The organism is Amycolatopsis acidicola (assembly GCF_007713735.2).
Taxonomy (GTDB): domain Bacteria; phylum Actinomycetota; class Actinomycetes; order Mycobacteriales; family Pseudonocardiaceae; genus Amycolatopsis_E; species Amycolatopsis_E acidicola.
In genome coordinates, this window is sequence record NZ_VMNW02000097.1 from 17,358 (window position 1) to 31,505 (window position 14,148).

The window sequence follows — 14,148 nt, forward strand, 5'->3', positions numbered from 1 at the left end:
GTCATGGAAAACGGCGTGCACTCCGAAGTGGGCAGGCTGCGCAGGGTCCTGGTCTGCAGGCCAGGGCTCGCGCACCGCAGGCTCACCCCGACCAACTCCGACGACCTGCTGTTCGACGACGTGCTGTGGGTGGACAACGCGCAGCGCGACCACTCGGACTTCGTGAACAAGCTGCGCGGGCGCGGGGTCGAAGTGCTGGAGCTGCACGAGGTGCTGGCCCAGACCATGGCGATCCGCGAGGCCCGCGACTGGCTGCTGGACCGCAAGGTGGTGCCGGACATCGTCGGCATCGGCCTGGTCGATCCCACCCGCGAGTTCCTCGAGACGCTCGACCCGGGCGCGCTCGCCGAATACCTGCTCGGCGGCCTCGCGACGCGGGAGCTGCCGGAGGAGTTCGGCGGCGGCTACCGCGCGCTGGCGGAGTATTCGCCGGACGCGCGCGAGTACCTGATGCCGCCGCTGCCGAACACGCTCTACACGCGGGACACCACGTGCTGGCTCTACGGCGGGGTCACGCTGAACCCGTTGTACTGGCCCGCGCGGCACGACGAGACGCTGATCATGAAGGCCGTCTACGGTTTCCACCCCGAGTTCGCCGGTTCCCGTGTCTGGTGGGGTGACCCGGAGCGCGACTGGGCCAGGGCGACGTTCGAGGGCGGCGACATCATGCCGATCGGCGGTGGCGTGGTGCTGATGGGGATGAGCGAGCGGACCTCGCGGCAGGCCATCACCCAGGTCGCGAAGTCCTTGTTCGACGCGGGCGCGGCCGAGCACGTGATCGTGGCGGGAATGCCGAAACTGCGCTCGGCCATGCACCTGGACACCGTGTTCACGTTCGCCGACCGCGACATCGTGACCCTTTATCCGCGGATAGTCGAGCGGGTCCACGCCTTTTCGCTGCGGCCTTCGGACAAGGCGCCCGGGGTCGAGGTCACCGACGAGGGGCGCCGGACGTTCCTGGACGTCGTGGCGAAGGCGTCCGGCGTGGGGGAGCTGCGGGTGATCGAAACGGGCGGGGACGACTACGAGTCCGAGCGGCAGCAGTGGGACAGCGGCAACAACGCCGTCGCCGTCGAGCCGGGCGTGGTCTTCACCTACGACCGCAACACGACGACGAATACCTTGCTGCGCAAGGCCGGAGTCGAGGTCATCACGATCACCGGCGCCGAACTGGGCCGCGGCCGCGGCGGCGGGCACTGCATGACCTGCCCCCTGGTTCGCGATCCGGTGTAGAGCAGAATCTCCCGTCATGAGCGAGCAGCCCGTGCGGCGGGAACCGGAGTTCGACGGCGGGGAACGCGAGCAGCTCGGGGATTTCCTGGACTACCTGCGGGCGACCGTGCTCTGGAAATGCTCCGGGCTCACCGACGAGCAGGCCCGGCGACGCCACGTGCCCAGCGAGCTGACGACGATCGCCGGGCTCCTGGCGCATCTGACCTATGTCGAGGGGTACTGGTTCGGCGTCGTCCTCAATGGACAACCGGATCCGTGGCGGGCGCGGTTCGAGCCGGACCCGGACGCCGAATTCCGCGCGGCACTGGAGAAACCACTGTCCGAACTGCGCGCCGAATACGAACACCAGTGCGCGAACTCACGCGAGATCGCGGCGGGACTCGCGCCGGGGGACACCGTGGAGTTCAAGGAGGACTCCGCGATCAACCTGCGCTGGGTGCTCATCCACCTGATCGAGGAGACCGCCCGGCACGCCGGCCACCTGGATCTGTTGCGGGAACTGACCGACGGCGCGACCGGCGAATGAGAAGGCCGCGAAAGTGTTGTGGCGAAAAGGTTCGCCCGACACGCGGCGTGGCTGCTGGATTCCCGCACTGCTGATCCCTACCGTCCTCACACAAGCGGGGAGTTGACATAACTCTAACCCTTGAGTTCAGGTTGAGGGTTTTGTGATTTCCGGCGAGCGGTACGAGTACTCACGATCAGGAAGGCGGACCCGATGACGCCCCCGCACAACTACCTCGCGGTGATCAAGGTCGTCGGCATCGGCGGAGGCGGTGTCAACGCCGTCAACCGCATGATCGAGGTCGGCCTCAAGGGTGTCGAGTTCATAGCCGTGAACACCGACGCGCAGGCACTGCTGATGTCCGACGCCGATGTCAAACTCGACATCGGCCGCGAGCTCACCCGCGGGCTCGGCGCCGGAGCCAACCCCGAAGTGGGGCACAAGGCCGCCGAGGACCACCGCGAGGAGATCGAAGAGGTGCTCAAGGGCGCCGACATGGTCTTCGTGACCGCGGGCGAGGGCGGTGGCACCGGCACCGGTGGCGCGCCCGTCGTCGCCTCGATCGCGCGCAAGCTCGGCGCGCTGACGATCGGCGTGGTCACCCGCCCGTTCACCTTCGAGGGCAAGCGGCGCGGCAAGCAGGCCGAGGACGGCATCCAGTCGCTGCGCAACGAGTGCGACACGCTGATCGTGATCCCGAACGACCGGCTGCTGCAGCTCGGCGACATCGGGGTCTCCCTGATGGACGCGTTCCGCTCGGCCGACGAGGTGCTGCTCTCCGGTGTCCAGGGGATCACCGACCTGATCACCACGCCGGGCCTGATCAACCTCGACTTCGCCGACGTGAAGAGCGTGATGTCCGGCGCGGGCAGCGCGCTGATGGGAATAGGGTCCGCCAGAGGAGAAGGCCGGGCGGTGCAGGCCGCCGAGAAGGCCATCAACTCGCCGTTGCTGGAAGCCTCGATGGAGGGCGCGCACGGCGCGCTGTTGTCCATCGCGGGTGGTTCGGACCTCGGCCTGTTCGAGATCAACGAGGCCGCCTCGCTGGTGCAGGAGTCGGCGCACCCGGAAGCCAACATCATCTTCGGGACGATCATCGACGACTCGCTCGGCGACGAGGTCAGGGTCACGGTGATCGCGGCCGGGTTCGACGCCGGCGCGCCCACCCACAAGAAGCTCGAGCCGCCGGCCATGGGCACCCGGACCACCACGGCTTCGGCCGAGGCGGGGCAGGTGCGCCAGCCGCCGCCGGCGCCCGCGGGCCCGCCCGCGGCCACGCCGCCGCCCCCGGCGTCGAACGCGTTCCCGCCGGTGAGCCCGCGCCAGCCGGCGCCGAACCCCGGCTACCAGCAGCAGCAGTCGACCTCGCTGCCGCAGCCCGGTGGCGGCCGCAACTACCCGGCGCCGCGCAACGGCCAGGGTTCCCTGCCGCACCACGCGGTTCCGGTGACCGAGGACGAGGACGGCGAAGTGGACGTGCCGCCGTTCATGCGCCGCTGATCTTCCCGTCCGCGGGGGATGTGGAAGGCTTGCGGGGTGCGAGTCAGGCGGGTGGTGACGACCCGCGCCGGCGGAGTGTCGGCGGGGTCGTTCGAATCGTTCAACCTCGGTGACCACGTCGGCGACGATCCGGCGGCGGTCGAGGCGAACCGGAAAAGGCTGGGCAGCGAGCTGGGCTTGACCCGGCTCGCGTGGATGGAACAGGTGCACGGCCGCACGGTCACGGTCGTCGACGGCACCGAGACCGGGCCGGCCGAAGCGACCGACGCGCTGGTGACGAAGACCCCGGGCGTCGCGCTGGTGGTGCTGGTCGCGGACTGCGTGCCGGTGCTGCTGGGCGACCCGGAGGCCGGCGTCGTCGCGGCGGTGCACGCGGGCCGCGTGGGCGCGCGCGTCGGGGTCATCCCGGAAACGCTGCGCGTGATGGCCGAACAGGGCGCCGACCCTGGCCGGGTCGAGGTGCTGCTCGGGCCCGCGATCTGCGGTGAGTGCTACGAGGTCCCGGCCGACATGGCCCGCGACGTCGAAAAGCACCTGCCGGGCAGCGCGAGCCGCACCCGCAAGGGCACGCCGGGGCTGGATCTGCGCGCCGGGTTGTGGCAGCAGCTCGCCGACGCCGGAGTGGGCCGGATCGGCGTCGACCCGCGGTGCACCTTCGAAGACCGCACTCTGTTCTCTTACCGCCGCGACGGCAGCACGGGGCGGCTCGCCGGGCTCACCTGGGTCGAAGCGGAATGAGCGAGGAACGCAAGGCCAGGCTCGCGGAGTCGCTGGCCGCGGTCGAGGCGCGCATCGACCGCGCCTGCGCCGCCGTCGGCCGGGCCCGCGAAGAGGTCCGGCTGTTGGCCGTCACCAAGACTTTCCCCGCCGAGGACGCGGCGCTGCTCACCGATCTCGGCCTCACCGACCTGGCGGAGAACCGCGATCAGGAGGCCGGCGCGAAGGCCGCCGAAGTCGCCCGGCTGCGCCCGGACGCGCGGGTCCGCTGGCACATGGTCGGCAGGCTGCAGCGGAACAAGGCGCGTTCGGTCGCGGAGTGGGCGGACGAAATCCAGTCCGTGGACTCGCTCCGGCTCGCCGAGGCACTCGCGAAAGCGACGGTGAACCGCGAGCGCCCGATCGACGTTCTTCTTCAGGTGAGCCTCGATGACGACCCCGGACGGGGTGGCTGCCCGGTGTCCGAGCTGGACGCCCTCGCCGAGCGGGTAGCCCGCGCGGGTGGTCTTAGGCTGCGCGGGGTGATGGCGGTCGCACCGCTGGGCGCGGACCCGGCGCCGGCGTTCGAAAGGCTGGCCGGAGCGGCCGGGGCGCTGCGGAAACAGCATCCGGGGGCGACCGAGATCTCGGCCGGGATGAGCGGAGATCTCGAAGTGGCCATCACGCACGGTTCCACCTGTGTGCGTGTCGGAACCGCGCTGCTCGGCGGGCGCGGTTTAGCCTCGCCCTAGCGAGGATCACCCGGAAGAGAGCTTCTTGCGCCCCGGGGGATCGAGGGTCAGGGAGCGGCAGGGAGAGGCATGAGTGCGCTGAACAAGCTGAAGGCCTACTTCGGCATGATCCCGGCCGACAGCGAGGACTACGACGGTTACGAAGGCTACGACCGGGGCGAGGACTACCGCCAGGAATACGCCGAGGACGCCTACGACTCCTTCGAAGAGGAGCCGCGGTCGCGGCGACGGTACCGGGCCGAGTTCGACGAGGAGCCGGCGCCCCGGCCTCGCCGGGAGACTCCGACGTACGGCGCGCTGGCGGTGGACCGGCAGCCGGAACCGGTGGCGCGGCTGCGCCCGGTGCCGGAGGTGGCGCGGGCGCCCCAGCGTGACCCGCTGAGCCGGATCACGACGCTGCACCCCACGAGCTACGGCGAGGCCAGGGCGATCGGGGAGGCGTACCGCGAGGGCACGCCGGTGATCATCAACCTGACGGAGCTGGAGAACGCCGACGCCAAGCGGCTGGTGGACTTCTCCGCGGGGCTGGCGTTCGCGCTGCGCGGGTCGATGGACAAGGTGACCAACAAGGTCTTCCTGCTGTCCCCGCCCGACGTGGAGGTGACGGCCGAGGACCGCCGCCGGATCGCCGAGGGCGGGCTCTTCCTCAGGCAGTGAGCGGAGACCGGTCCGGCGCCGCGTCGGCGCCGGATCTCGTCACCGAGTGGAGTGGGCAGGTGGCGCTTCGTGCGTGCGAAGGAGTCATTGCCCGGTTACGCCGGGTAAGATCTTACTCCGATCGAGTGACATCGTTGGATAAATCACAGTACGGTTACGGGACCCGGACACTTCGGGCCTCTCGGGTGCACGGGGCGGATCGCGGATGTGGCAGAGTGGGGCTGTGGATGCGGTCTGGCTAGTCGTCTACTACGTGCTGTTCGTCTTTTGGCTGCTGCTCACAGCGCGTGTCGTGACAGAACTGGTGCGCGCCTTCGCGCGTGAGTGGCGGCCCGCCGGCGGTGTCGCGGTGACGCTCGAGACCATCTACACCGTTACCGATCCGCCTGTCCGGCTCGTCCGCCGGATCATTCCGATGGTGCGGATCGGCGGCGTCGGACTGGACTTATCGATTATGGTGCTGCTGTTGGTTGTGTTCATACTGATGCAACTGGCGTATCCCGGGTGATCGGGGAACCCGGGATGTCGGAGCAGGCCATGGAGTGCGTGAGGTGATCTGATGTCGTTGACCCCCGCTGACGTGCATAACGTCGCGTTCAGCAAGCCGCCCATCGGCAAGAGGGGCTACAACGAGGACGAGGTGGACGCGTTCCTCGACCTGGTGGAAACCGAGCTTGCCCGGTTGATCGAGGACAACAACGAGCTGCGTCAGCAGGTGGAGCAGCTCGATGCCGAGCTGGAGACCGCCCGCGGCGACCTCGACGCCGCCCGTGCCGGTGGTGGCGGCTCCCAGGAGACTTCGCGCCGGCTCGCGCCGGTGCCGCCCCCGCCGTCCCCCGTGGAGCAGACCCAGGCCCACTCGATGGCCGACAACGGCGAGCCGAACGTGCAGGCCGCCAAGGTCCTCGGGCTGGCGCAGGAAATGGCCGACCGGCTCACCGCCGAGGCCAAGACCGAGTCGGACGGGATGCTCGCCGAAGCGCGGGCGAAGTCCGAGCAGCTGCTGTCGGACGCGCGGTCCAAGTCGGACTCGATGGTGAACGAGGCGCGCACGCGCGCCGAGACGATGCTGAACGACGCGCGCACCCGCGCGGAGACGCTGGAGCGGCAGGCGCGCGACAAGGCGACGTCGATGGAGCGCGAGGCTCAGCGCAAGTACACCGAGACCATGACCACGATGAACACCGAGAAGACCGCCCTGGGGAAGAAGATCGAGGAGCTGCGCACGATCGAGCGGGAGTACCGCACGAGGCTGCGCGGGTTCCTGGAATCCCAGCTGCGCGAGCTCGACGACCGCGGCTCGGCCGCGCCCGCGTCGGCCTCGTCCGGCTCCGGCGGTTCGGGTTCGGGGTCCAACGGCGGCCAGGGCTACTCGTTCGGCCCGCGCGCCGAAGCGGGCTGACGCCACACCTTCCGGCACGGCCGGCTCTCCGGGTGACCGGTGGGCCGGCCGAGCCCGGTGAGGGGGCAGGCCCGCCATCGCGGGCGGCTATGTTGTAATTCACCGTGCTCTACATCGTTCTCCTTCTGGTCCTCGCCGCGCTGGGGTTGCTGGTCACGGCGCTGATCACCGCGACTTCGCTGTGGGCCTGGGTTTCCATCGGGCTTTCCGTGCTCGCGGCGATCTTCCTGGTGATCGATTTCGGGCGCCGCCGGGCCCAGCGCAAGCGGGCCGCCAAGGCCGAGGACACCCTCGTGGCGGCCGAGCCCGCCCTGGAGGACGAGAAGCCCGAGGAGTCCGAAGAGGCCGCGAAGGAACCGGCGGAGGACGCCGAGGCGGAGAAAACCGAAGCGGCGGAAGAAGAACCCGCCCCGGCGGAAACGACCGCGTTGCTCCCCGCCGAGGGTGAAGTTTCCGAGAAGGAGCCGGCGGGCGATCCCGCCGAAGAGGCTTCCGATCCGGCGGACGTCGAACTGGTTTCGGCGCTCGAGAGCGAAGTCGTGGTCGTCGACGAGTACCCGCGCTACCACGTGCCCGACTGCGGCTGGCTGGCCGACCGGGACACGATCCCCATCGCGGTGAAGGAAGCACGCGAGCTGGGCTTCACCCCGTGCGCGCGCTGCACCCCGGACGCGAAGCTCGCCGCGGAGCACCGCGCCACTACAAAGTCCTGATCTCCAGCCGTTTTTCCAGTTCCTTGCGGCCGGTCGCGGTCAGCCGCACCGCGCGATGGCCCGGTGTGCGCGGCTCGATCCAGCCGAGCCGTTCGAAGGCCGCGGCGAGTTCGGCGCCGAGCGCCCCGGCCAGGTGGTGCCGTTGTTCCGACCAGTCGAGGCAGAACCGCAGCAGCTGTCGTTTCCGCCGCCGGGCGGCGTCCAGATCCACGCCCAGTGACGCGAACACCTCCGCCGCCTCCGGCCCGATCGCGTACGGGTGCGTCGCCAGTGGCTTGGAGATCTGGTCTCGTGCCCGGCGTTCGGTGGTCGGCACGCCGTCGGTGGTGACGAGGGCGCGGTGCTCCAGCAACGCGGCTGTCAGCGCGACACCGAGCCGCCCCGCGAGGTGGTCGTAGCAGGTGCGGGCGTAGCGCAGCGCTTCGGCGCGCGTGCCCGCCTTCAGTGATTTGACCGGCTGTACCGGGGAAATCCGCGCCAGCGTCTCCAGCACGTCGCCGACGTGTGGCCCGGCGAGGCGGTAGAAGCGGTGGCGGCCCGAGCGTTCGACCGTGACGAGCCCGGCTTCGCGCAGCTTCGCCAGGTGCGCGCTCGTGCCCTGCGCCGACAGCCCGGCTTCGCTCGCCAGCACCGACGCGGCCAGCGAACGGCCGTCGCCCAGCGCGGTCAGCACCCGCACCCTGGCCGGGTCGGCGAACAACGCGGCGGTCCGCGCGATGTCGGCGTCTCCACCACTCATGCCCCCATCATGCGCCCGGAACACTTCCACGTCGCTGGAAGCGTTTTCGCGGTCTCCTGGGGGCATGCTCACGAAGACACGCGGCGCGGTGCTGCTCACCATGTGCGCGGGGATGTTCCTCGTGCAGCTCGACGTGACGGTGGTGAACGTGGCGCTGCCGACCATCGGGGCACGCCTGCACACCGGGCTGGCCACCCAGCAATGGATCGTGGACGGGTACGCCGTCGTGCTCGCCTCCCTGCTGCTGTCCGGCGGTGCGATCGGTGATGTGCTCGGGCACCGGCGGATCGTGCTCGCCGGGTTCACCGTGTTCGGCCTGGCGTCGGCGGGCTGCGCGCTGGCGCCGTCCGGCGCGGTGCTGGTGGGGTTCCGGGTGGTGCAGGGTTTCGGCGCCGCCCTGCTGCTGCCGGGCACGCTCGCGGTGATCACGGCGGTGTACCCGGAGCGCCGGGAACAGGCGCGGGCCTTGGGGATCTGGGCCGGGGTGTCGGCGCTGGCGCTGGCCGGCGGGCCGCTGCTCGGTGGCCTGCTGATCACCGCCTCGGGCTGGCGGCTGCTGTTCTGGATCAACGTGCCGCTGGTCGCCGTCGCCGTCCTCGCGTGCCTGCGGATCGTCCCGGCCGGTACCCGGACGTCGCGCCGGATCGACTTCGCCGGGGCCGCCACCGCCGCGATTTCCTTGGCAGCACTGGTTTTCGCGGTGATCCAGGGCGCGTTGCCCGCCGTTGCGGTGGCTCTGGCGGCGGCGGTCGCCTTCGTCTGGGTGGAGCGCCGCGGTGCCGACCCGATGCTGCCGCCGGAGCTCGTGCGCTCCCGGCAGTTCGCGGGCGCCAACCTCGTGGCGGGCGCGATGAACTTCGTCGGGCTGGGCACGATCCTGGTGCTGACGCTGTACTTCCAGGAAGTGCTGGGATATTCGCCGCTGCACGGCGCTTTGCTCCTGCTGCCGGGTTTCGTGCCGCTGTCGCTGATGGCGCCGGTGACCGGCAGGCTGGTCGGGAAGTACGGGCCGCGCCCGCTGATGCTCGCCGGGCTGGTGCTCGGGGTGCTGGCGTTGCTGAACCTCCTGCGCGCCGGCCCCGGCACGGGGTACCTCACCGTGCTGCCCACCTGGTTCTGCCTCGGGCTCGGCATGGGGCTGCTGACCGCGGCGGTGGTCGCGGCCGCGGTGGACGGGGTGCCCGCGGACCGCGGCGGGGTGGCCAGCGGCGTGAACAACACCGCGCGGCAGGCGTGCGGCGCGATCGGCGTGGCCGCTTTCGGTGTCATCACAGGGGAACCGGCCGATCACGCGGCGTTCGTGTCGGGTCTGCACACCGTGGGTCTGCTCGGCGCGGCCCTCTGGATGGTGGCCATCGCGATAACCGCTGGCACGGTGCGCTAACCTGATGTCAAAGGTGTCGATCCGGCTATCACCGGGGAGCCTCCGGAAGAACGGGCGCGAGCCCCAGTAGACCCGGACGGGTGCGGCCCGTGACAGCCGCCGAAACGAGCGGCCCGCGCTTTCCGGCGCGGGCAAGCGGGGTGGTACCGCGGAACGCGCGAGCGTCTCGTCCCCGTGTGGATTATGAGATCCGTACGAGCGACGAAACCGCGAGGAGCGCACCGACATGTACCCCAAGGCCGAGCTGGGCGGGCAGACCCAGGGCCAGGTCCCTTCCCAGCCGTCCTTCCCCGAGCTGGAGAAGCAGGTCCTGGCCTACTGGGAGGCCGACCGCACCTTCCGCGCCAGCATCGAGGCGCGGGACGCGGGTGTGAACGGCGCCAACGAGTACGTCTTCTACGACGGCCCGCCCTTCGCGAACGGCCTGCCGCACTACGGCCACCTGCTGACCGGGTACGTCAAGGACATCGTGCCGCGCTACCAGACCATGCGCGGCAAGCGCGTCGAGCGCCGGTTCGGGTGGGACACCCACGGCCTGCCCGCCGAGCTGGAGGCGGAGCGGCAGCTGGGCATCACCGACAAGTCCCAGATCGACGAGATGGGCATCGCGGAGTTCAACCGCGCCTGCCGCGAGTCCGTGCTCCGCTACACGAACGAATGGCAGGAGTACGTCACCCGGCAGGCCCGGTGGGTCGACTTCGAGCACGACTACAAGACGCTCGACGTCACGTTCATGGAGTCGGTGCTCTGGGCGTTCAAGCAGCTGTGGGACAAGGGGCTCGTCTACGAGGGCTACCGCGTGCTGCCCTACTGCTGGCGTGACGAGACGCCACTGTCCAACCACGAGCTGCGGATGGACGACGAGACGTACGCCAGCCGGCAGGACCCGGCCGTCACGGTCGGATTCCGCTTGCAGGGCAACGAGAACGACCTCGACGGCACGTACGTGCTGATCTGGACCACCACGCCCTGGACCCTGCCGTCCAACCAGGCCGTCGCGGTGCACCCGGACATCGACTACGTCGTCGTCGAGTCGGACGGAAAGCGTTTTCTGCTCGCCGAGGCGCGGGTTCCGGCCTACGCCAAGGAACTCGGCGAGGAGCCGGCGGTCGTCGCGCGGTACAAGGGCGTGGCGCTGAAGGGGCTGAAGTACGCGCCGCCGTTCCCGTACTTCGTGGGCACCGAGAACTCGCACCAGGTGCTCTTGGCCGACTACGTCACCACGGACAACGGCACCGGCGTGGTGCACATGTCGCCCGCCTACGGTGAGGACGACAAGGCGGTCGCGGACGAGGCGGACATCGTGCCGGTCACCCCGGTCGACTCCAAGGGTCGGTTCGACGCCACGGTGCCGGACTACCAGGGCCAGCAGGTGTTCGACGCGAACCCGAACATCATCCGGGACCTCAAGAACGGCACCGGTTCCGCGGCCGAGCAGGGCGCGATCCTGCTGCGCCACGAGACGTACGAGCACTCGTACCCGCACTGCTGGCGCTGCAAGAACCCGCTGATCTACCGTGCGGTCTCGTCGTGGTTCATCCGCGTCACCGAGTTCCGCGACCGGATGGTCGAGCTCAACCAGCAGATCACCTGGTACCCCGAGCACGTCAAGGACGGCCAGTTCGGCAAGTGGCTGGAGGGCGCGCGTGACTGGTCGGTTTCGCGCAACCGGTACTGGGGCTCGCCGATCCCGGTGTGGCGTTCGGACAATCCGGAGTACCCGCGCACCGACGTGTACGGCTCGCTCGACGAGCTGGAGCGGGACTTCGGAGTGCGCCCGACGGATCTGCACCGCCCGTTCATCGACGAGCTGACCCGGCCCAACCCCGACGACCCCACCGGGCAGTCCACCATGCGGCGCATCCCCGAGGTGTTCGACGTGTGGTTCGACTCGGGCTCGATGCCCTACGGCCAGGTGCACTACCCGTTCGAGAACGCGGACTGGTTCGAGCACCACTACCCGAGCGATTTCATCGTCGAGTACATCGGGCAGACGCGCGGCTGGTTCTACCTGCTGCACGTGCTCGCGACGGCGCTGTTCGACAGGCCGGCGTTCACCACGTGCGTCTCGCACGGCATCGTGCTGGGCTCGGACGGGCAGAAGATGTCCAAGTCCCTGCGCAACTACCCGGACGTCAACGAGGTGTTCGACCGGGACGGCTCGGACGCGATGCGCTGGTACCTGATGGCCAGCCCGATCCTGCGCGGCGGCAACCTGATCGTCACCGACAAGGGCATCCGGGACGCCGTGCGCCAGGCCGTGCTGCCGCTGTGGAACAGCTACTACTTCCTCGCGCTGTACGCGAACGCCGAGGGCGTGGAAGGGCACTGGCGCACCGACTCGAAGCACGTCCTGGACCGCTACATCCTGGCGAAGACGAACGAGCTGGTCACCGACGTCGCGTCCCATTTGGACACTTGTGACATCGCGGCGGCCTGCACCGCGGGCCGTGATTTCCTCGAGGTGCTCACGAACTGGTACGTGCGCCGGTCGCGGGACCGGTTCTGGGCCGGCGAGCAGGACGCGATCGACACCCTGCACACGGTCCTGGAGGTCGTGTCGCGCACGCTCGCGCCGCTGCTCCCGCTGACCACCGAGGTGGTCTGGCGGGGGCTGACCGGGGAGCGTTCGGTGCACCTGACCGACTGGCCGCTGGTGGACGAGCTGCCCGCGGACGCCGCGCTGGTGCGCGCGATGGACCGGGTGCGTCAGGTGTGCTCGTCCGCGCTTTCCTTGCGCAAGGCCAACAAACTGCGCGTGCGGCTGCCGCTCGCGCGGCTGCTGGTCGCCGCGGAGGACGCGGAGGCGTTGCGCCCGTACACCGAGCTGATCGCCGACGAGGTGAACGTCAAGGCGGTCGAGCTGACCACGGACGTGGCCGCGCACGGCGGGTTCGAGGTCGTGGTGAACGCGCGCGCGGCGGGGCCGCGGCTGGGCAAGGACGTGCAGCGCGTGATCAAGGCGGTCAAGGCGGGGGAGTGGACCACTTCGGCGGAGGGCGCCGTGGTCGCCGACGGGATCGAGCTGCTCGAGGCCGAGTACGACCGGCGCCTGGTGGCCAAGGATTCCGGTGCGGCGGCGGAACTTCCGGGCGGTTCCGGGCTGGTGCTGCTCGACACCGGGGTCACCCCGGAGCTGGCGGCCGAGGGCCTGGCGCGTGACCTGATCCGGGTCGTGCAGCAGGCCCGCCGGGACGCGGGGCTCGACGTGGCCGACAAGGTGGATCTGGTCGTGGACGCGCCCGCCGAGGTGGCCGAGGCGGCGAAGGAGCACGAGAAGTTCATCGCCGGGGAAACGCTCGCGCTTTCGGTTTCCTATGCCACGGTGGAAAACGGCTCCGAGGGCGCGGTCGGCGACGGGGTCAAGGTGGCGGTGCGGGTGACCAAGGCCAACTGAGGACGGTTGCCGGTTCTTCCCGCCGTCACTTACCATTGAGCACTTGGGTGCCGCGCTGGGCAGCGGAGGCGCGATGGCCGGGAGATCTGCACGAGATTGCGGGCGGGAAGACCGGCGGCGACCATTTTCTGAATTCCTGATCGGCACACGTTCGGCCCAGCGCGGAAAGGAAAGAAAGACCCCGGTCACCGGGAGGAAACCCCCGGTGACACCGGGCGTTCGCGGCCGTGGTGGATTTCCGGGGATTGGGCCGTCTGTGTCCACAAAGCACGGTGCGGCGCTGCGGTCTGCGATCATCGAGGCTTAAGCTGGCCTACGCCGAGGGTTCGGATCTACGCGATTTGGGGAGAACATGGCGACTGTTCCGGTGTTCGGACACCGAGAGCCATTGACGCGTAGGGATCTGGAGTCGATCGCCGATGACAGTCGCCGCTACGAGCTGGTGGACGGGGTGCTCCTGATGAGCCCCTCACCCCGTCCGTTGCATCAGCGTGTCGTGGCGAGGGTGCTCGCGGCGGTCAGCCGGAACTGCCCCCGGGACTGCGAAGCGCTGCCCGCTCCGGTGGACGTCATCCTCGCCGACGACACGGTGCTGATCCCGGACGTGGTGGTCGGCCGTCGGAGGGACTACACCGAGCGGGCGCTGGCGGGGGTGCCGGTGCTGGCGGTCGAGGTGATCTCCCCGTCGAGCCGGCTGATCGACACCCAGCTGAAACGGGCGCGGCTGGCGGCCGCGGGCTGCCCGAACTACTGGCTCGTCGACCCGTATGTGCCGAACGTGCTGTGCCTGATCCTCCGCGACGGTGCGTACGTGACGGCGCGCGAAGCGGCGAAGGACCAGCCGATCACACTCACCGAGCCGTACGAGGTGGACCTGAACCCGGCCGACCTGGTCTCGGAGTACTGAGCCGCTGACGCCGCCACGGTGGGGTTCGGCTGGGTCCTTGTGGAGTACGGGCGTGACGCGCCGATCGTGGGGCGTGAGCCGTGGATCCTGGGTGGCGCGCCGCGATCCGGTAATCCCGAAGGCGCCGCCCGGTCCGGCCCGGTGCTGCGGCTTTCGCCAGCCGGTGCCCGCTCCCGCCCGCTCAGATCCGGCCGCTCGATGCGGCCGCTCCCGAGTGCCGAGGGCTCTCACCGGTCAGCGCCCCCGCCAGCCCAGCCCTGATC

13 protein-coding genes are annotated in these 14,148 nt (G+C 69.9%); 12 read left to right on the top strand and 1 reads right to left on the bottom strand.

Annotation, left to right across the window (positions count from 1 at the left end; all coding sequences use genetic code 11):
• The first annotated feature begins 15 nt into the window (after positions 1-15).
• The 9 genes from FPZ12_RS38380 to FPZ12_RS38420 all read left to right on the top strand — a co-directional run bounded on the left by FPZ12_RS38380 (position 16) and on the right by FPZ12_RS38420 (position 7,458).
• Positions 16-1,233: an arginine deiminase gene (locus tag FPZ12_RS38380; protein ID WP_243770247.1), complete on the top strand. Its 1,218-nt coding sequence runs from the start codon at positions 16-18 to the stop codon at positions 1,231-1,233.
• Positions 1,234-1,249: 16 nt separating this feature from the next.
• Positions 1,250-1,759 (top strand): DinB family protein, encoded by a 510-nt coding sequence (locus tag FPZ12_RS38385; protein ID WP_144754512.1) that lies wholly within the window; start codon positions 1,250-1,252, stop codon positions 1,757-1,759.
• Between the two features lie 192 nt (positions 1,760-1,951).
• Positions 1,952-3,238 carry a cell division protein FtsZ gene (gene ftsZ, locus FPZ12_RS38390; RefSeq protein ID WP_144754514.1) on the top strand — a complete coding sequence of 429 codons (1,287 nt, stop codon included), beginning with the start codon at positions 1,952-1,954 and terminating at the stop codon, positions 3,236-3,238.
• Positions 3,239-3,274: 36 nt separating this feature from the next.
• Complete coding sequence (gene pgeF, locus FPZ12_RS38395) at positions 3,275-3,976, top strand: peptidoglycan editing factor PgeF (protein ID WP_144754517.1); 702 nt, start codon at positions 3,275-3,277, stop codon at positions 3,974-3,976.
• Complete coding sequence (locus FPZ12_RS38400) at positions 3,973-4,686, top strand: YggS family pyridoxal phosphate-dependent enzyme (RefSeq protein WP_144754520.1); 714 nt, start codon at positions 3,973-3,975, stop codon at positions 4,684-4,686. The genes pgeF and FPZ12_RS38400 overlap by 4 nt, the downstream gene beginning before the upstream one ends.
• A 69-nt stretch (positions 4,687-4,755) precedes the next feature.
• Positions 4,756-5,343: a cell division protein SepF gene (locus tag FPZ12_RS38405; protein WP_144754523.1), complete on the top strand. Its 588-nt coding sequence runs from the start codon at positions 4,756-4,758 to the stop codon at positions 5,341-5,343.
• Positions 5,344-5,548: 205 nt separating this feature from the next.
• On the top strand, positions 5,549-5,851 hold the full coding sequence (locus FPZ12_RS38410) for a YggT family protein (protein WP_144754526.1): 303 nt from the start codon (positions 5,549-5,551) through the stop codon (positions 5,849-5,851).
• A gap of 51 nt (positions 5,852-5,902) precedes the next feature.
• Positions 5,903-6,745, top strand: a complete 843-nt coding sequence (wag31, locus tag FPZ12_RS38415; RefSeq protein WP_144754529.1) for a DivIVA-like cell division protein Wag31 — start codon at positions 5,903-5,905, stop codon at positions 6,743-6,745.
• A gap of 104 nt (positions 6,746-6,849) precedes the next feature.
• Entirely contained in the window at positions 6,850-7,458 is a 609-nt protein-coding gene (locus FPZ12_RS38420; RefSeq protein ID WP_144754533.1) for a hypothetical protein, read from the top strand.
• On the opposite strand, the gene FPZ12_RS38425 is transcribed toward FPZ12_RS38420, so the two are convergent.
• Positions 7,445-8,197, bottom strand: a complete 753-nt coding sequence (locus FPZ12_RS38425) for an ArsR/SmtB family transcription factor (protein WP_144754536.1) — start codon at positions 8,195-8,197, stop codon at positions 7,445-7,447. The genes FPZ12_RS38420 and FPZ12_RS38425 overlap by 14 nt on opposite strands.
• Positions 8,198-8,261: 64 nt before the next feature.
• On the opposite strand from FPZ12_RS38425, the gene FPZ12_RS38430 reads away from it, so the two are divergent.
• The 3 genes from FPZ12_RS38430 (at position 8,262) to FPZ12_RS38440 (ending at position 13,885) form a co-directional block, all read left to right on the top strand.
• A complete protein-coding gene (locus FPZ12_RS38430; RefSeq protein ID WP_208026156.1) occupies positions 8,262-9,581 on the top strand; it encodes an MFS transporter in 1,320 nt (439 codons plus the stop codon).
• Positions 9,582-9,807: 226 nt separating this feature from the next.
• Complete coding sequence (gene ileS, locus FPZ12_RS38435; protein WP_144754542.1) at positions 9,808-12,978, top strand: isoleucine--tRNA ligase; 3,171 nt, start codon at positions 9,808-9,810, stop codon at positions 12,976-12,978.
• A 388-nt stretch (positions 12,979-13,366) separates the two neighbouring features.
• Positions 13,367-13,885 carry a Uma2 family endonuclease gene (locus FPZ12_RS38440; protein WP_341771256.1) on the top strand — a complete coding sequence of 173 codons (519 nt, stop codon included), beginning with the start codon at positions 13,367-13,369 and terminating at the stop codon, positions 13,883-13,885.
• Positions 13,886-14,148 lie beyond the last annotated feature (263 nt).

Coding starts and splice junctions, on each gene's coding strand:
- ileS (WP_144754542.1), top strand. CDS start 9,808: ATGTACCCCAAGGCCGAGCTGGGCGGGCAGACCCAGGGCCAGGTCCCT.
- FPZ12_RS38385 (WP_144754512.1), top strand. CDS start 1,250: ATGAGCGAGCAGCCCGTGCGGCGGGAACCGGAGTTCGACGGCGGGGAA.
- FPZ12_RS38410 (WP_144754526.1), top strand. CDS start 5,549: ATGTGGCAGAGTGGGGCTGTGGATGCGGTCTGGCTAGTCGTCTACTAC.
- FPZ12_RS38405 (WP_144754523.1), top strand. CDS start 4,756: ATGAGTGCGCTGAACAAGCTGAAGGCCTACTTCGGCATGATCCCGGCC.
- ftsZ (WP_144754514.1), top strand. CDS start 1,952: ATGACGCCCCCGCACAACTACCTCGCGGTGATCAAGGTCGTCGGCATC.
- wag31 (WP_144754529.1), top strand. CDS start 5,903: ATGTCGTTGACCCCCGCTGACGTGCATAACGTCGCGTTCAGCAAGCCG.
- FPZ12_RS38425 (WP_144754536.1), bottom strand. CDS start 8,197: ATGAGTGGTGGAGACGCCGACATCGCGCGGACCGCCGCGTTGTTCGCC.
- FPZ12_RS38430 (WP_208026156.1), top strand. CDS start 8,262: ATGCTCACGAAGACACGCGGCGCGGTGCTGCTCACCATGTGCGCGGGG.
- FPZ12_RS38400 (WP_144754520.1), top strand. CDS start 3,973: ATGAGCGAGGAACGCAAGGCCAGGCTCGCGGAGTCGCTGGCCGCGGTC.